Annotated in this window: 14 protein-coding genes; 4 read left to right on the top strand and 10 right to left on the bottom strand. The window is 35.0% G+C overall.

Annotated features, from left to right (window positions below; genetic code table 11):
• Positions 1-58 precede the first annotated feature (58 nt).
• Positions 59-1284 (top strand): IS3 family transposase gene (locus NOX80_RS06070; RefSeq protein WP_256552418.1). Its coding sequence is split into 2 segments (ribosomal slippage): positions 59-407 and positions 407-1284, totalling 1227 coding nucleotides; the frame shifts between segments, so codons are not numbered across the junction.
• A gap of 418 nt (positions 1285-1702) precedes the next feature.
• Here the strand turns inward: NOX80_RS06070 and NOX80_RS06065 are convergent.
• Positions 1703-2479, bottom strand: a complete 777-nt coding sequence (locus NOX80_RS06065; RefSeq protein ID WP_256552417.1) for a hypothetical protein — start codon at positions 2477-2479, stop codon at positions 1703-1705.
• A gap of 47 nt (positions 2480-2526) precedes the next feature.
• Here NOX80_RS06065 and NOX80_RS06060 point away from each other — a divergent pair, with 47 nt between their 5' ends.
• Positions 2527-3675: an IS4 family transposase gene (locus NOX80_RS06060; protein ID WP_256552363.1), complete on the top strand. Its 1149-nt coding sequence runs from the start codon at positions 2527-2529 to the stop codon at positions 3673-3675.
• 258 nt (positions 3676-3933) lie between these two features.
• On the opposite strand, the gene NOX80_RS06055 is transcribed toward NOX80_RS06060, so the two are convergent.
• The 8 genes from NOX80_RS06055 to NOX80_RS06020 form a co-directional block, all read right to left on the bottom strand.
• Positions 3934-4971, bottom strand: a complete 1038-nt coding sequence (locus tag NOX80_RS06055; RefSeq protein WP_256552416.1) for a hypothetical protein — start codon at positions 4969-4971, stop codon at positions 3934-3936.
• Between the two features lie 112 nt (positions 4972-5083).
• Complete coding sequence (locus NOX80_RS06050; protein ID WP_256552415.1) at positions 5084-5788, bottom strand: hypothetical protein; 705 nt, start codon at positions 5786-5788, stop codon at positions 5084-5086.
• A gap of 450 nt (positions 5789-6238) precedes the next feature.
• Complete coding sequence (locus NOX80_RS06045) at positions 6239-6673, bottom strand: hypothetical protein (RefSeq protein ID WP_256552414.1); 435 nt, start codon at positions 6671-6673, stop codon at positions 6239-6241.
• A gap of 366 nt (positions 6674-7039) precedes the next feature.
• Positions 7040-7450 carry a hypothetical protein gene (locus tag NOX80_RS06040; RefSeq protein WP_256552413.1) on the bottom strand — a complete coding sequence of 137 codons (411 nt, stop codon included), beginning with the start codon at positions 7448-7450 and terminating at the stop codon, positions 7040-7042.
• Between the two features lie 372 nt (positions 7451-7822).
• Positions 7823-8272, bottom strand: coding sequence for a hypothetical protein (locus NOX80_RS06035; protein ID WP_256552412.1), 450 nt, complete (start codon positions 8270-8272; stop codon positions 7823-7825).
• 4 nt (positions 8273-8276) lie between these two features.
• The gene (locus NOX80_RS06030) at positions 8277-8756 is read right to left on the bottom strand and encodes a hypothetical protein (protein ID WP_256552411.1); all 480 of its coding nucleotides are present in this window, start codon (positions 8754-8756) and stop codon (positions 8277-8279) included.
• A gap of 51 nt (positions 8757-8807) precedes the next feature.
• Positions 8808-9422 carry an HD domain-containing protein gene (locus NOX80_RS06025; RefSeq protein WP_256552410.1) on the bottom strand — a complete coding sequence of 205 codons (615 nt, stop codon included), beginning with the start codon at positions 9420-9422 and terminating at the stop codon, positions 8808-8810.
• A 94-nt stretch (positions 9423-9516) separates the two neighbouring features.
• A complete protein-coding gene (locus NOX80_RS06020; protein ID WP_256552409.1) occupies positions 9517-11457 on the bottom strand; it encodes a hypothetical protein in 1941 nt (646 codons plus the stop codon).
• Positions 11458-11495: 38 nt separating this feature from the next.
• On the opposite strand from NOX80_RS06020, the gene NOX80_RS06015 reads away from it, so the two are divergent.
• The gene (locus tag NOX80_RS06015; protein ID WP_256552408.1) at positions 11496-12089 is read left to right on the top strand and encodes a hypothetical protein; all 594 of its coding nucleotides are present in this window, start codon (positions 11496-11498) and stop codon (positions 12087-12089) included.
• 70 nt (positions 12090-12159) lie between these two features.
• Here NOX80_RS06015 and NOX80_RS06010 read toward each other — a convergent pair whose 3' ends face one another.
• Positions 12160-12303: a hypothetical protein gene (locus tag NOX80_RS06010; protein ID WP_256552407.1), complete on the bottom strand. Its 144-nt coding sequence runs from the start codon at positions 12301-12303 to the stop codon at positions 12160-12162.
• A gap of 315 nt (positions 12304-12618) precedes the next feature.
• Here NOX80_RS06010 and NOX80_RS06005 point away from each other — a divergent pair, with 315 nt between their 5' ends.
• Positions 12619-18318 (top strand): choice-of-anchor L domain-containing protein, encoded by a 5700-nt coding sequence (locus NOX80_RS06005; protein ID WP_256552406.1) that lies wholly within the window; start codon positions 12619-12621, stop codon positions 18316-18318.
• Positions 18319-18335 lie beyond the last annotated feature (17 nt).

The raw sequence follows: 18335 nt of genomic DNA, 5'->3' as shown, positions 1-18335 counted from the left end.
AGCTTTTTTTGTTTTATTGTCCCGTCCTGAAATAAGTTGACAACAAATCGACTTTATTATGAAAGACAAAACCAATACAGCTATTAAACGTAGTCAAAAGGATTACAACATGGCTTTTAAATTAGCCATAATTTCGCGAGTTGAGCAAGGTGAAATGACCTACAAACAGGCTCAATCTGTTTATGGCATCCAGGGAAGAAGTACAGTTTTGGTTTGGCTGCGAAAATATGGTAACTTAGATTGGAGTAAACCAAATCTGTTATTTATGTCTAAATCTAAAGAAACTCCGGCTCAGATTATTAAGCGACTAGAGAAAGAACTGGCCGATGAGAAACTTCGAAATAAGATTCTCAATACGATGATCGACATTTCCGATAGTCAGTACGGGACTCAGATCCGAAAAAAGTTTTCTCCCAAACCATCTTCCGACTCCGGGAAGGAGCAGGAATAAGTTTGTCCAAAAGTTGTCGATTGTTTGGGATGAGTAGGCAAGCTATATATCAGGAACAAAAAAGAATCCTCAATCGTGAATCTGAGCTACACAAAGTAAAGCATCTGGTTCTTTCTTTGCGATTGGAAATGCCACGTATAGGGACACGTAAACTATATTACCTACTTTCAAAGCAATTTGATCAACATGGCGTAAAGATAGGTCGTGATGCTTTATTTGATTATCTAAGAAGAGAGAGGTTACTAGTTAAACCAATGAAGAGCTATATTAAAACTACCTATTCTAAACATTGGCTACACAAGTACGAAAATCTTTTGCAAGAGTGTGAGATTAACCGTCCCGAACAGGTATACGTTAGTGATATTACTTATATCAAATCATATCAGAAAACGCATTATCTATCGTTAGTTACGGATGCTTATAGCAGAAAAATAATGGGTTATAAACTGAGTGATGATATGAGTTCTGAAAATGTAGTACAAGCATTAAAAATGGCAGTTAAGAATAGAAAATCAACATTACCGCTTATACATCACTCCGATAGAGGTTTACAATATTGTTCTAAAATTTACCAGGAAGTATTAGCAAAAAACAATATTATACCTTCTATGACCGATGGATATGATTGTTATCAAAATGCGTTAGCTGAAAGAATAAACGGAATTTTAAAAAACGAATTTTTGATTTACAAATGTAAAGATGGCGCAACATTAGAAAAACTTGTAAAAACGGCAATAGAAACTTATAATACTAAAAGACCTCATTTGAGTTTAAAAATGAAAACGCCTAACTTTATACATGAAAAAACCAGCCAGGTAAGCCTGACTGGTTAATCTAAAAATTTATTGTAAAATCTGTCAACCTATTTTAGGACGACTCAATATTCATTTGTATTTTCATACTTCTTTCCCACAATAGAATTCCGCTTCTATACTAAAAAAACAAGCGCAAAATAAAGCTAAACCTCAACCATCAACAGAACGTTCGGAAATAAACCTTAAATAAGCTTACAAACACCCTATTTATTCCTTTACATTTATTCTAAAAACAAAACTACAACTTTTAGATCTCCACTTCTGCCCGAACACTCAAGTTATAACTCCAAAGCCAGTTATAAACTGAAAACCACACTGCCTAGTAACAACCATTAACTCACACTCTTTTTAATAAAAAAGCCCTAATGCATGATTAAGGCTTTTACTCTATTATTGTAAGCTACTTTTTATTTTCCTTTTCGAGCAGGCTGCAAAGTCAGGAGACTTTGCAGAGCTGGGTTTTACCTTTCTCATCAAACCCTTTTTCTGTTTTTTCTTTTACTTTCATATACTTTTCAAAACCTTTTATTCGTACATATATTGAAAGAACGTTTCCTTCATCATCAAAATATGTAACACCAAAAAAAACTCCATGTATCCAATTATATTCCAACCGAATATAATCTCCCTTCCATTCGATTAACTCTTTACTATAATTTATAACATTATTGATTCCATCCTCTCCATTCTCATTATACACATAAAAACTAATTCTATACGTATCACAAGTTTCTGCTTCATTCCTAGAATATTTTTTTAAAACAAAATTTGATACTTCATTTACCTTGTCCGTATCACTTACATCTAAATTCTCTACAGGATATACATCCCAATAATTCTTAGTTGTTTGATAGACGTCTGACGGTAAATTTAACTTCTCATGGAAAACCATTTTCCGATCATTTTCACAAGAAAAAAAAATTAAAATATAGAAAACAAAAATAAATTTCTTAGAAAGCACCATTGATTTTAGTTTTAGATTTAAATATACTCTCAAATGGAGGTAGCCGTGTCGATGCTGTAAAATCCACATTGAAAGTACCCCCATACCAGCTACAAAAGATGCTAAAGGTTTTATTACATCGGTTTCATCAACTCCAAAAGTATCTGATAATTCAAATGTAAGTTCTGCTGAACAACTATTCCTATTAACACTAATAGAACTTAAGAAAATATCTAACAGCTGCATTCCCCAGATCGCGCGAATTTGCAATCATAAGTGTTCGAAACCTTAAAAGCTATATTTTTGAAATAAAAAAGATGAATGTTTCAGAAGTGCTGAATTATATTCCAAAAGAAGAATTGTCAAGATTATCATTGGAATACAATATTGATTATCAAGTTAAAAAATTAGATGGGCAAACCATGTTTCAATTACTCTTGTTTTCAATGCTTAATGTGAGGCATAACAGTTTAAGGGTAATGGAACATTTTTACCATTCTTTAGCCTTCAAAAGTATTGCCAATCAAAGTTTTGACGGCGTTAAGTATAATTCACTAAGAGATCGATTGGTTACAATTAATCCCGATTATTTTGAAGCTATCTTTAAAAAATGTCTGGAACAATTTCAAGACAAATATTTACAGAAAAAACATAACATTATTTCGTTCGATTCGACTCTTGTAAGTATTTCTTCAAAGCTTTTAAAAGAAGGTATGCGAATTAATAAGCAAGGAGATAAAAGGTTCGTAAAATTTAGCATGGCATTTTCAAATGTACCTGTTCACTCGAAAATATTTACTGAACAGGGTTTTGTGTCAGAAGATTTTGCATTAAAGGAGCTAATAAATGAATGCGTGTTAAGCAAAGAAAATATTCTGGTTTTTGACAGAGGTCTTCAGTCTAGATCTAGTTTTGAGGAGTTTAATGAAAATGGTTTTATTTTCGTGACCAGGCTCAATAATTATACGCGTTTTGAAGTGATTAATGAATTTGAAGTCAAGGAGCAAGAAACGGAAAAATTGACTATAAACAGAGATATAGAGGTAAGACTTTATGACAAGAGTAATAAAAAAACACAATCCTTCTTACGCTTGATAATAGCTACTGAAAAGCAAAGCAAAGAAGTGTTTTACTTCTTGAGTAATAGTGATAGTTTAACCGCTAAAGAAATAGTTGCTATTTATAAACAACGATGGGAAATAGAAGTATTTTTCAAATTTATCAAACAGCATCTTAATTTTAACCATCTAATATCGAGAGATATAAATGGAATTAGAGTTATGATGTATATGACCTTGATTACGGCAATTCTTCTTACTGTTTATAAAAAACTTAATGAGTTAAAAGGCTATAAAATTCCAAAATTAAAATTTGCGAATGAACTTGAAGTGTTGATAATTAAGGATATAGTGTTGAAGTGTGGCGGAGATCCAAACAAAATGCAGAATCTTTTTGGTACAAGTTAAGGTTTCGAACACTTATGATTTGCAATCCGTACCTAAAATGAAATAAACAAGCTATAAACTTAATCTATTCCTTACATTTATTCAAAAACAAAACTACAACTTTTAGATCTGCGTTTATATTTGATCACCCAGATAGTACCGTAACAAAAGTCCTAACGCAATATTAGGCTTTTAGTCTATTTATTGTAAGCACGGAATTACACCGAGACTTTAGCTGAACTGACGTAGTACATCCGAGCTATCGGGGTAGTACATTCATTACTCTTCCAAATCAAATGTTTCTATATCACTAACACCTGCTTCAAAACTAACAATTTTTAGTTTTTTGGCATTTGACAGTATTTTTGCTTCCTTAATTTTAAATTTCTCACCATTATCTCTTAAAACATACTCTGCAAAACTTTTTTTAATTTTAATTTCCCCTTTAAAATCGACAATTAAATACCCCACTTCAGATACACGCTTAAATGTTTCATACTCATATTCATTCAGAAAAAAAATCATTTTTCTATTCCCTTTAATTCTCCTTGAATCAATAAAAAAAGACTTGATATTCTTCTTTTTCAATCCGTCAATAGAAGCTAGTACTTGTGAGTTTGAATTTGGAGAACAATATTTTAATGGTATCAATCCTTTTTTGGATCTAAAAAAATCTTTATCGAAGCTTACATTTAAGTCTCTCTCTGGAATTGAATCTTCCCCAATATGTAAAGAGTTTATCCCAAAATCCTCTGGAAAAATTTCCTCAGAAAAAATAAATCCATTCTCCTTGTTCATTCCATCATACAAATTACCTTTTCTTGAATAGGTCGTAGTCTCTGGGTTATTATTGTTTAGATTTTTAAATTCATAAAAAACATTTTTAAAAAGTAAACTATTAATTTTTGGTTCACTTTCAGAATAAGGGTTTACCAACAGATTTGTTCTAAGCAATCTATCATCATGAAATATTGACATATAGGTTTTTATTTGTTTACCTCTGTTATTAACACCTACATGAGTAAATATAAAACCTATATACTTATCAAATATAAATATCTTTCCATTTGCAAAAAATCTGTTATTAATTGTATCATTTGTTTTTATTAAACAGCTTCCATCATCATCAATAATTATTTTTCGAAAAAGAGAATAAGGAATTTCAGAATGTTTTTTAATATCTAAAACCGAGAAATCGTCAAAAATCAAAGGAAATTCAAGTGATTTAAATCTTTTTTCAAAAGCCAAAATATCCTCATTCTGAGATGATCCACTTAACGAAATAAATAAAAATAAAAAATTAATTATTTTTCTCATGGATTTTGTTTTTTATGCGGGATTTTCAATAACCATACCATATCGCACGGAGTGTGTTTTCTTTTATTTAGTTGCAAAGTCAGGAGACTTTGCTGGGCTGGGCTGGTTTGTATTACCAAACTAAATTTATTTTGGTTTTACCTAGAATAAATTTCAATTCATTTACATCTAAGTAATCCTCTAAAAATTCAAAATTTAAAAAACTTATTGTATAAGATTCTAAATCTAAATTCTTATTATCAATAATAAAATCAATAATCGAATCTTCTAAGGAATCCAAACTCATACCAAAATAGCCTCTCTCTCCAAAAAGTGTTTTTCCTAATAAATAATAGAAATCATAGTCCGATTTAATATTTGAACAATCAATGGATAAATTTTTATTACAATTCAAACGAAAACTCCCTAAATTCCATAACGAACAACACAATAAATATTGTCGTTTAAATTCATTATCATGAATTTTAATTAAATCATATTCAAAACCTTTACTCCAATCATAAAATATATCAATATCATATTGATGAAAACTTGGAACATTTTTCTTATTCTTCAACAACCCTATTAACTCAACTCTATCCTCATTAATTTCAAAAAAAGTATATTCAGTGCTAAAAACTAATTCATTATAATGTATTACTCTATTATGTTTATTTTTAAATTTAAACTTAATTGTATTTGTTTTTTTTAATACTCCATCAATATCTATATCTTTCTCATTAAAAACTACATATAAATAATCTAAAATTGCATTAGGATCACGCTTTATTTTTATTTCTATAATTTCAACATTATTAAATGCTACAAATAGTTTCATTAGTTCAATGGTTTAATTTCATGTATGACTTCTATAACCGGGATTTACAATCCGTGCAAACAAAACTACAACTTTTAGAACCTTACTTTTATTTGATCAATCAAATTGCAACGTAGCGTCATTGACGAAATATTATATTCAGTAGTAAAACATAGATTAACGTAAAAGCCCTAACGCAAGATTAAGGCTTTTACTCTATTATTCTAGGCTACTTTTTATTTTCTTTTCGAGCGGGCTGCAAAGTCAGGAGACTTTGCTGAGCTGGCAATATAACTATCGGCTGATAAATCAAATTTCACAGCGTCTATTTTATTATTTTCTTTAAACTTTTCCATACAAACCTTACTTTCTTTTTATTGTATTTAAAATATCGGTTACATCCGAGACTTGAGTCGAATAGACTGAGTAAACATGCTATTAAAGTATACTTTTATAAGATATTAATCTTACCTATTTCTTTCTTAAAATCAATAGATACGGATCTTGATAAATTAGTAATTTACCGTCCAACCTTTTATATATTTCGATTTCTCCATTTCCGTTACTGAATACTCCTCGCAATTCATAATTATTTTTTATTATCGAAATGAATTTTTCTGGATGGGTATTCTCTAAAGTTTTTAAATCGATGTATTGTTTTTTTATTAAAGCATTTTTGAAATTATCGCAAATTATATCTGAATAAATGATTTTATTATCCTTTATTACACACCTTTTATTTACACAATCTTGATAATAACTCGCTTTATCCTCTATATCTCCAGTTATTGTCAATTTAGCATCTTCAACAACATATTCTCCGTCAAAAAAATTATTATTACTACAAGATAATATTACAACGATCCAAATAATTAAGAAAACAAACCAATTGCTAGTTTTTTTCATTTGTTATTTTTTATTATTGATTTACTATGGGCCTTTCTATTTACTTTTCCGACCACACAACCCGATGGCGCGGATTTGCAATCCGTGTAACAAACCCTAGGTATTTACTCTTACAAAACAAAACTACAACTTTTAGAGCTGTGCTTTGAGTTGATCAGTCAAATTGTAACGTAGTACAATAGACTAAATTATGTTTCATAAAAAACATTAATAACGTAAAAGCCCTAACGCATGATTAGGGCTTCTACTCTATTTATTGTAAGTTACTTTTTATTTTCCTTTCCACCGATCGAGCGGGCTGCAAAGTCAGGAGACTTTGCAGAGCTAGGACATGAACTTATAGATTTGCTACCTGATAGCAAGGATTCATTTTATATTTACCTTTTTTTCTTCGTTCAAACTTTCCAACCATAAAATAATATTCCAAAGTGCTTCCATTGTCGCTTTATTATACAACCAGACAAGCTCTTTTTGATCATTCATTGCTACAAATTCAAAATCTCCACTTTTCCCTTTACTTAATGCATTCAATTGCAAAGCAGCTGAAAAAACAGCTAACGGAATTTCTCCTTTTTGTCCCGAAACGGCAGAAAAATAAACACTTTCTTCTCCAATAAGCGTGTAAACTCCGTCTTCCCGCTCAATTCCGAATAAAGCCGCCTTACCTTCCTCACTCAATAACCGGCAAACTTGTGATTCATGGTCTCTAAAATAAGTACCGGCATATTTTTTTAAACCGTTACGATTGATTTTTGCCTTTAAAATATTTCGCTTCATTTAATAGTTTTATCCGCTAATCACCCCATAAAGTTAAATACCACTGTTTATTATATCTACTTATTAAATACAATGATTTCCCTTCTATCCAGATCGCGCGGATTTGTAATCCGTGCAAACAAAACTACAACTTTTAGAACCTTACTTTTATTTGATCATTCAAATTGTAACGTAGCGTCATTGACGAAATATTATATTCAGTAGTAAAACAATAGATTAACGTAAAAGCCCTAACGCAAGATTAAGGCTTTTACTCTATTATTCTAGGCTACTTTTTATTTTCTTTTCGAGCGGGCTGCAAAGTCAGGAGACTTTGCAGAGCTGGAGATTTTTACCTTTAAAATATTTAGCTTCATTTAATAGTTTTATCCGCTAATCACCCCATAAAGTTAAATACCACTGTTTATTATATCTACTTATTAAATACAATGATTTCCCTTCTACCAGATCAAAGCTTATTTCTGATTTTTCGCTTAATAAAAATATTTTAATTTTATTTTCACTTCTCTTCCTGTTTATTCTTATGATTTTAAATAGCTCATCATGACTCATCTCTTTATAACTAATCGTGTCATGTCTTTTAAAATTTAGTATTCTTTTATTATCACAAAGCACTACTATTGAATCTTGAAAATTATTTAAAAATCCCAGACATATAAAATTAGGATCTTCCGAATGAAACGAAAAAGATTCTCCTTCTGCTGTTGATATCGTCAACTTATCTTTTTGATAACCAAACCTACTATTTTCAAAAGGCTTACACCTTGTAAAAAGAAACAACACTACTCCTGTTATCAGTAGTAAACGCTTTAATACAACCACAATTTTATTTCTGACTTTTAATATCCCGTATAAGAAGATTAAACGCTTCGTTATTCTTTAATTCCGGGTAACACTCAATTATATCTTTTATTGTATTCTCCCTAAATTTTGAATATGCTTTCTTAAAGCTTGTATAATCCGTCATAATATCGAACTCATTATCATTACTCTCTAAGATTCGTATTTTATCACTTTTTTTATCATAAAAATATTTCAGACTATTACTATACCAATCTGAAGAAACAGAAAAGGGATTATGATTTCCAGAATCTATCTCTTTAATTATGATTCTGAATTGCTCTAAATAATCAATTATTCCTGTTTCAAGCAGTATATACTCTTTTTTAGGTGCAAAAAAAACAACAATCTTTCCAAATGCTATTTTTTTCAGACCTGGCAATGATAGTTCGGCAATATCCAAATTCTCTTTATCTGATTTTATAGTACTATATTTTAAAATGTACTCAAAGCGAACTTTACTCATCTTTAACCTTTATCTAATTAGGAATACCTAGTATTAATCTTATAAACTATATTATAACAACTCCATCTCCTTTTGCATATTTTGTCTCGCCCGGAGCTCAAACTTATCATATAACAGGTCGGTTTTAAATATCCGATCCATTGCTAAAAAGTGTTGCAGTACTTTTTTACGTCCGGGATTATAGAGAAAATCCGGGTAAACAGCATATTCCTTTCTTACATTTTTGTAATAGTCGGAGTAGGTATTCCAATCCTGTCCTAATATCGAAAGATCAATATCGGTAAAGTAATTAGTATCTTGATCCGTTGCCGTAAGATGGGATTTTGTCGCCAGAATTTGCTTTTTACACAATTCAATTACCTCAGCAGGAACTGAAATCTGTTTCATCCGTTCTTCCGCCAGTTCAGCACTTTTCTCTTCGTTATCCGATTTTCTCGAATTGTAAACAATGTCATGATAATAGAGCGTAAACAAAACAACATCCCAATCCTTTATTTCACTTTTCACGACTATCAATTGATTTAAAAGATGATCAAGGTGTTGCAACGTATGATAATAACGTCCTTTTCCGGAATAATTCTTTTCGATTTCGGTCCAATAAATTATGATCCGATTATCATCATTTGTATAGTTGTGTAGCAATTCAGTAAATAATTCCTTTAGCACAATCGTCGTTTTAAAATGTTCGCTAATTTATCAGATAAAACGGAATGTTATATCGATTTATCTCCCAAAATTTCAAACAATACCTTTAAAATTATCAATCTTGCAGCAGGGAAAAGTTATAATACGCTTTGTATAATTTCCAGAGATTAAAAAATGAAATCTCATTATGATCATCAACCTCCAGAAAAGAATAATTCCCGGATTCCTCCAATGGTTTCGGATATAAATACCACGATGTTCCGCCATCAAAAGAAATATAAGTAAATCTTTTTCTGCTATCTAAAAGGTAAATCCGATTTCCTTGTTCGAGCACAACAATACCGTTATTACTGGAATTATCTGCCACTTCGCTTTTCAGTTGCAATGTACCGGATCCGTTTTTAAAAAGTAACTCCTTTTTATTGATCAATCTGAAATTCCGGTAGTCAATCGTATCTTTTTCCTTTTCTGTTTTAGGAAACGAACGTTGCACATATATCTGTTTGCTGTCACTGAATCGCCATCCCGAATCGGTTTTAATAATTGACGCCTGATAATAGGTCTTTCCCAGATTCCGCCCCGGATCATAATGCGCTGTTCCCAATACTATCGTATCCTTAACTTTAAATTGATAATGATTATATCGCTCCATATAATTCTCAAAATCGTGTGTATCGTTTGGCATTTTTAACGAATCAACGACCTTCATATCCTGCAACAGATAATAGGTTATTTGCTTGATATTATATTTTTTTGTTTTGTGTTTGACTTCTCTTCGGTTATAACTCAACGCATATTTTTTATCCAGAAACTCAATATGTTCAAAATTATATCGGGCAAACGTTTTTGTCAGCTCCGGATTCTCAATCCATGTTTGTCCTTCGTCTTCCGACTGGTAGCTATATTGCGTCGGCGGTATATAAACCTGTTGTTTTGTATTTTGTTTATCCTTTATCCAAACCACTTGATATACAATTCCGGTATACGGATTCGGATACAGATAACCACTATCAAACAATTTCGGGTTCTTTTTCGGATACCAATGCCGAACCGTGTTTTCTTTTCTGTTATAAATCGAAAACAAATACTTCCAGACATTTTCATTTAGTGAATCCCTGTTATAACGTACCCGACCAAAATAGACCTCCTCCTTTTTTGTCGGGTAAAGAGCATCTTCCCAATACGGCTCTTTAAAAGGTAAAGCCGGGTTTTCAAACTTTGTCGGTTCGATTTGCTTCTTAACCGTAAAATAAGTACGGGTAAAATTCTGAACGACCTCATCCTCTGCTCTTTTTTCGATTTCACTTCTGTCCTTATATCTCAAGCCTGACAATTGTATCGAATCGTATCGTGTTTTCGAAATAATAAAATGCGATTGTTTCAGATTAACAAACTTGACTTTCCCTTTAGCTTCCGGCATTTCATCCCAAACCATTTTAGCCCAGTTCGGAAAATGATAATGCCCGGGTAAAAATTGCAGGGTAAAATCGGAAGGCAGATCTGTTTTTTGAGTTTGATTTTTATCGTTTAACCGGAATCCTTTCAAAACTCCGCTTCCGCTTCCTGTGATCTGATTCAGATACATCGTATCTTTTTTATGGATTATTTTAATCTCCAATGGTTTGTACCGATCGTAAGTTTCCTGAGATAAACGAAGTGAAAAATCATTAATCCGGATATAATTATCAAACTTATATGTTCGGTTTGGTAGTACCGGAGGCAACGAATCATTTGGAATATTCGCAGAACGGTATAACGTATCTCCAATCATAATACGGTAGGCCTTCTTTTCTTTAAATAAAATTTCCTTTCCTTTTTTATTCAGAATCGTATAATAGTAACGGGTTGTAAAATCGTGCCATCCCGGTTGTGCCTGAACCGTTCCGGCAAATAAAATGATCAATAATTGTAGTGCATATCGGAATTGCATAATGTTTCGGTTTATTGGTTTTCTGTGAACTAAAATAGATCGTTTGTTCTGACTTTTTACCGAAACTGGGTCAACCGTACGTTTGAATGGGTGAATGATATCCTCACAAAATGTATATTTGTTCATCAAACGAATGTTAATTCAGCTTAAACTATTTTTTATAAATGATCAAATGCGAAGGTTTTAATCCGAAAGGATATCATGTTCCTGCTTTTCATCTAACGAAAGGGCATTTCCTACGGATATGGGTCGAATTAGCAGCGAATCCTACTTTACCTGTAAACATTGGCAACGGTTATAAGCTAATTCCTGATATGATCCGTTACTTATCCGGACGAAAACGCAAGCAAGAAATTATTCTGACAACTGCTTTTTCCGTTTCTCAGAAAATAAAAGAAGGCTTTATAAGAAGACGTTTTTTTCCTCAGACTGTAAGTGAATATTTAATCAAAAACGGACTCCATAATCCGGAAAACATAATGGAGTTAACTTACTTTAATATTAATCCCGACACCTATTTAAAATCACTCGATTTCAGACTTTTATTACTTTTTGAGATCTATATTAGTCTTAAAAAATCTGATACTGTTATTTTTAACTATATCGGTTTAGGACCGGTTGAAGAAAAACTACTGACTTCCTTTGTAAAAAAGCAGCTTCAATCAGGCAAAACAGTTGTTGGCATTGATAATCTTAATTTTATATCCGACATTGATAACGCTCCGGATATCATAAATCTAAAGATTATCCGAATCTAAAAGCGTAATATTTCTTTGCTTTCAGATGCTCAAATGAATTTATAGCAATTAGCTTTCCGAAATAAATATATCATAATTCCGGTAGCGATTGCATGATATAGAAGCGATTACTAAAACGAAAAGCGGCAGCACAAAAATTCCATTCCAGAATACAAGACACTATTTTAACATAAGAGATTACTCCCTTTCCTCCTTTTTCTCCCCCTACTGTCATTTCGTTCATTAAACTATACAAAACACACATTCGGGTATCAAACCTTTATTGAAGCGATTATCTTTCGTATAAATCAAATTTTAGTGTGTCTCCCTTTTTTTAAAACTTTTGATCAGTAAATAAAAAAAGCTTTATAATTCCCGAAAAACAAGGAGCAATTCAACATTTTTATCAAAAAACAACACTTTTGATTTTTTGTAACAAAACATATTAAAAAAACAATATTTTGTTATTTTTAACATTAGTATAATTTTTTAATTAAAATTAATTTACATTTAAAGAATATTAATACCAAAATTCACAATAAATTAAATTATGAAAAAAATTACATTATTAATTTTTATGTCATTATTGAGTTTTGTGAGTTTCTCACAGGTATTTCCTGAAGGATTTGAGGGCGCTTTCCCTCCTACAGGACCTGGAGGAACTTGGTTCATATCTCATAATGGCATAGGAATGGGACCTGCAAACGGAAACCTGTGGATTCGGACACCGCTCAATTCTACGACCTCTCCTCCACATTCCGGTGATTACGCCGCGATGGTCGAACGGGTCAACATCGGAAGCGGTAACACCGAAGAAGACTGGTTAATCTCACCATTGGTTACCGTACCAGCAAACGGTCAATTGCGATTTTTCGCACAACATGGTCGCGCCGGCGATCAAGGATCCAAACTCAGAATCAGAGTTTCAACTACTTCACAAACGGATCTGTCTACTTTTACAACACAAATAATCGAATTATCGGAAACCGCAATTTCACCGGCGGCCGGTACCTATGTAGAACAGGTTGTTAACTTAGCTAACTTTGTTCCTGCCAACCAACAGGTTTATATTGCCTTTGTGAGAGTGCACACACAAGCCGGTACTACCGTAGATGGTGACCGTTTTGTGATTGATGATATTAATCTGGTACAACAATGTCTTGATCCTGCTAACGGTACAGCCGGTGCAATTACTACTGACACAGCTACACTTTCATGGGATAATCCCAGCGGATCAACACAGTGGGAAATTGAATTAATTCCTACCACAACTGCTTTTACAGGAACCGGAACGATTATTAATAACAATCCGTATCCGGCGACATCATTAACCCCCGGAACTGCATACCAATACAAAGTTCGGTCAATATGTAGCGGAGGCATCCCAAGTAACTGGGTTGGTCCTTTCTATTTTACAACAGTATCATTAGGCCAAACCTGTGCTGCTCCGATAGCTATTGCTTCATTACCGTATTCTACTACTGACAATACGGCAAATTACGGTAATAACATCACCGGAAATCAGGGAACAACCGGTTGTGGCGCAACAGGAAACTATCTGACCGGAAATGATGTAGTCTATTCCTATACAGCTACTTTTACCGGTTTTATCGATATTTCAATGTCACCGACAGCGACATATTCCGGTATTTTTGTTTACGATAACTGTGCTAATATTGGTGTAAGCTGTTTAGCCGGTGTAGGAAACTCTAACAGTAACATCCGAAATATCCCTAACTTCCCGGTTACTACAGGAACGACTTATTATTTTGTTATCTCAACAAATGCATCACCTGATGTTACCGGATATACATTAGTAATCCAACAAGTTAACTGTCCGCCGCCAACAGCGTTATCGGTAGGCACATTAAACATGACCTCGGCTGATCTAACCTGGACCAGTCCGGCAGGATCAACAGAATGGCAAGTTGTTGTACAAACACCCGGAGCAGGCATTCCAACCGGAGCGGGAACCACTGTAACAGCTTTACCTTACAATGCAACGACTACATTTGCCGGAGCAGCTTTAACTGCCGGAACCGGATACGAATATTATGTGCGAGTAAAATGTCCTGACGGCTCATTCAGTCAATGGTCGGGGCCAAAATTATTCCAGTTACCGCTTTGTAACAATGCCTGTAACTTCTCTTTTGTTATGGTCGACAGTTACGGCGACGGATGGAACGGAAATACAATTGATATTCGCCAGGGTGGTGTTACCATTGCGACTCTAACCGGCCCTACTGAAGCAGACGGAACAACTCCTATAACCGCACAAGTTCCTTTGTGTTCCGGTATTCCGTTCGAAGTATATTGGAACGCCGGAGGAAGCTTTAGTTCTGAAGTAGGACTTACCGTAATTACGCCTTTTGGCCTTACTATTTATACTAAACCTCCGGGAACCGGATCGCCGGACTCTTTATTGTATACCGGTCCGACAGACTGTGTACCTCCGACATGTCCGCAACCTACAGCTTTAACTGTTTCGGGAGCAACGACGAACTCGATACAAGCCAACTGGACAGAAGCAGGAACCGCTACCACATGGGAAGTTGTCGCTTTACCTGCCGGCTCACCTTCACCGAATACAACACCTCCAACAACCGGTATTATCACAGTAACAACCAACCCTACTCAAGTGATCGGATCTTTACCTTCAGACACTGCGTTTGATGTGTATGTAAGAGCTGTATGTAGCCCTACCGATTCCAGTTACTGGACAGGCCCGGCTGCCATCAGAACCACACCGGATTATTGTGCCGGCGATCATTTCTATGATAATGGCGGTGCAAATGGCAATTACAGTAACAATGCCAATATTACAACCAGTATTTGCCCTTCTAACCCTACCGATATTGTAACTATTGAGTTTAATGATTTCAATATTGAAAACGGTTATGATTTCCTAGCTGTTTACGATGGTAATGCAACAACCGGAACCTTATTAGGAACCTTCACCGGTAACAACATTCCGGGACCATTCGAATCGTCAACACCAGGCGGATGTATTACATTTGTTTTCACATCCGATGGTATTGTAAATGCTCCGGGATGGGATGCCACTGTTACCTGTGGTCCACTACCTACCTGTCCGAGACCTACAGCTGTAACGGTTAACAATATCACACAAACCGGTGCGACTATAGACTGGACTGAAATGGGAGCAGCTTCACAATGGGAAATTGTAGTAATTCCGGCCGGAGATCCTGCACCGGGAGCCAACCCAGCCGATATTATTACGACCTCTATAAAACCATATACAATTCCGGAAGGAACACTATCGCCATCTACTTCTTATGATGTATTTGTAAGATCTATTTGTAGTCCTACCGATAAAAGTAACTGGTCTTTCCGTAAGCGATTTACAACCAAACCTGTAAATGACGAATGTAATGCGGCAACGGTAGCTTCGGTAAATGATACTCCAACCTGTACTTTAACAACACCGGGAACTGTAATAGGTGCAACAACTTCAACTGAAGCCAACACTTGTAACGGAACGAATGATGATGATGTTTGGTATCAGTTTACCGCAACCAATACGCGTCATTCTATTAAATTCCTAAATATCAGCGGAAGTACTTCTGACCTAATCCATGCTGTATATTCCGGAACCTGCGGCAATTTAAGTTTACTGTATTGCAGTGATCCAGAATCGAGTATTGCAGAAGGTTTAGTAGTAGGCCAAACTTATTATATAAGAGTGTATACGTATACTTCTAATCCGGGTCAGACTACAACATTTGATGTTTGTATTACCACTCCACCACCGCCAATTGCAACGAACAATACACAATATACTGTTCCGCAACTGGTACAGGATGTCTTGATAGGTTCCACCTGTGCTCAGATTAGCAACATTACCTGGTCAACCGGAACAAACTTCGGAAATAATCCAAACGGAATAGCCTATTTCACCCGTAACGGTTCGAACTTCCCGTTAGAAAGCGGAATTGTCTTATCTACCGGAAATGCGCTTAGTGCAAAAGGTCCGAATACGAGTGACTTGAACGACGGTACAAATTCATGGCCGGGTGACACGCAATTATTCAATTATATCGATGCTCTTGGATTTGATCAGTTCCTTACAACATATCGTAATGCAACTATTCTGGAATTTGACTTCGTACCGATTACGAATCAATTGAGTTTTGATTTCCTTTTTGCCTCGGAAGAATACGGACAATATCAATGTGATTTCTCTGATGCGTTTGCCTTTTTCCTTACCGATTCAAACGGAGCAACAACGAACCTGGCATTGGTTCCGGGCACAAATGATCCGATTTCGGTAACACGTATTCGAGACAACGCCTACAACCCAATCTGCGAATCGCTGAATGCTCAATATTTTGGAGCCTATAACGGTGAACCATATGAAGAAGATGCTGCTATTAACTTTAACGGTCAAACCGTAGTGATGACAGCGCAATCTCAGGTAACACCAAATACAACTTATCATATTAAATTGGTTATTGCCGATCGAAATGATACGCAATTTGACTCTGCTGTATTCTTAAAAGCAGGAAGTTTTAATATCGGAACCGTAGATCTTGGAGATGATTTATTGATCTCGGACGGAACAGCAATCTGTTATGGTGACACCTATACAATTGACACAGGATTAAATCCGGCTGATTTCACATTTACATGGTCAACGGTAGGTGGAGCTGTTATACCGGGAGCAACCGGCCCTTCATTAACTGTGACTGAAGCGGGTGACTATACGGTTAACGCTTTATATAACGGAACAACCTGTTCGCAATCTGATACAATATCTGTAGAATTTTACGATCAGATCACAGCCAATACGCCAAATAATATGACGGTATGTGATGCATCCGGATTTGCTACTTTCGATCTTACTACCAATGACAGTGCTATCTTAGGTAACTTAAATCCAGCTGATTATACGATTACCTATTATAATTCTCAGGCTGATGCTGAAGGTGAGACAAATGCGATTGCCACACCAACAAGTTATACGAACACAATTCAATATCAGGAGACCATCTATGTAAGAGTAGAAAACAACGCTACCGGATGTTTTGTTGTGATTACGTTTAATCTTATTGTTCAGGATTTAACACCACAGTTTACTATTACACCGGATCTTGTATTCTGTGCCAACCAAACAGGACAAATTGTTGTAACGCCAACAAACTATAATCCGAATGATGTTGTTTATTCATGGACACATGGTACCGATCCGCTACCTGACACATCCGGAACTATTACCGTTTCACAATCAGGAGCCTACACTGTAACAATCAACCATTCCGGTTGTACTGCTACAGCTACTGTAAATGTTACTGTAAATCCGGGCGTTCAACCTAGCTTTAACCAAATCGCTCCATTCTGTGAAGGCAGTACAGCGCCAGGCTTACCAACAACGTCGATTGAAGGAGTTACCGGAACCTGGTCTCCGGCTACGGTAAACAACACGACTACCGGGACTTACACCTTTACTCCTACAACGGGTCAATGTGGTGATCCTGTAAATATGACGATCACGGTAATTCCTGCTCCTGTACCAACATTCAATGCTGTAGCTCCAATATGCTCCGGCAGTACAGCACCGGTATTACCAACTTCATCAATTGAAGGAATAACAGGAACATGGTCTCCGGCTACGGTAAGCAATACAGCTACCGGAACGTATACCTTTACACCGGATGCAGGACAATGTGCTAAAACAAACACATTAACTGTAACCGTTCAGGATCCGTTTAGCTTTGATATCTTCGGTGATTGTATTGGTAATCAATTTGTATTAACCGTACAGACATCCGATACCAACCTTGATCTGAGCAATGCTCATTTCCAATGGTACAACAGTAACGGAACTGCAGTAGGAAGTGATAGCCCGACATTCAATGTGTCCGAATATTTCACCTCTCATACGGTTAATCTTCCTGAACAATTCAGCGTTAAAGTAACCAGCGCAGCCGGATGTTCTTTAGAGCGACCATATGTTGTTGAACAGGTATACTGTCAGATCCAGAAAGGTATTTCACCAAACAACGACGGATTGAACGATACATTCGATTTAACCGGATTTAATGTAGAAAAACTAAGCATCTTTAACCGTTACGGTACTGAAGCTTACAGTTACGGTGCAGGATACACCAACCAATGGTCTGGTCAGTCCAAAGGCGGTAGCGAACTACCGGATGGTACCTATTTCTATGTGATCGAGTTAAAAGGTGGTGATACTAAAACCGGATGGATTTATATCAGTAGAGAGAAATAAGCAGTAACATTATATAA

The organism is Flavobacterium cerinum, from assembly GCF_024496085.1.
In the GTDB taxonomy this organism is placed as follows: domain Bacteria; phylum Bacteroidota; class Bacteroidia; order Flavobacteriales; family Flavobacteriaceae; genus Flavobacterium; species Flavobacterium cerinum_A.
The sequence above is the reverse complement of the archived record's forward strand: the minus strand, read 5'-3'. Positions and strand labels throughout refer to the sequence as shown.

Bases quoted from the DNA above. Each gene is read 5' to 3' on its own strand.
- NOX80_RS06015 (WP_256552408.1), top strand. From the start codon at position 11,496: ATGATCAAATGCGAAGGTTTTAATCCGAAAGGATATCATGTTCCTGCT.
- NOX80_RS06045 (WP_256552414.1), bottom strand. From the start codon at position 6,673: ATGAAAAAAACTAGCAATTGGTTTGTTTTCTTAATTATTTGGATCGTT.
- NOX80_RS06060 (WP_256552363.1), top strand. From the start codon at position 2,527: ATGAATGTTTCAGAAGTGCTGAATTATATTCCAAAAGAAGAATTGTCA.
- NOX80_RS06005 (WP_256552406.1), top strand. From the start codon at position 12,619: ATGAAAAAAATTACATTATTAATTTTTATGTCATTATTGAGTTTTGTG.
- NOX80_RS06040 (WP_256552413.1), bottom strand. From the start codon at position 7,450: ATGAAGCGAAATATTTTAAAGGCAAAAATCAATCGTAACGGTTTAAAA.
- NOX80_RS06055 (WP_256552416.1), bottom strand. From the start codon at position 4,971: ATGAGAAAAATAATTAATTTTTTATTTTTATTTATTTCGTTAAGTGGA.
- NOX80_RS06020 (WP_256552409.1), bottom strand. From the start codon at position 11,457: ATGAACAAATATACATTTTGTGAGGATATCATTCACCCATTCAAACGT.
- NOX80_RS06010 (WP_256552407.1), bottom strand. From the start codon at position 12,303: ATGACAGTAGGGGGAGAAAAAGGAGGAAAGGGAGTAATCTCTTATGTT.
- NOX80_RS06050 (WP_256552415.1), bottom strand. From the start codon at position 5,788: ATGAAACTATTTGTAGCATTTAATAATGTTGAAATTATAGAAATAAAA.
- NOX80_RS06030 (WP_256552411.1), bottom strand. From the start codon at position 8,756: ATGAGTAAAGTTCGCTTTGAGTACATTTTAAAATATAGTACTATAAAA.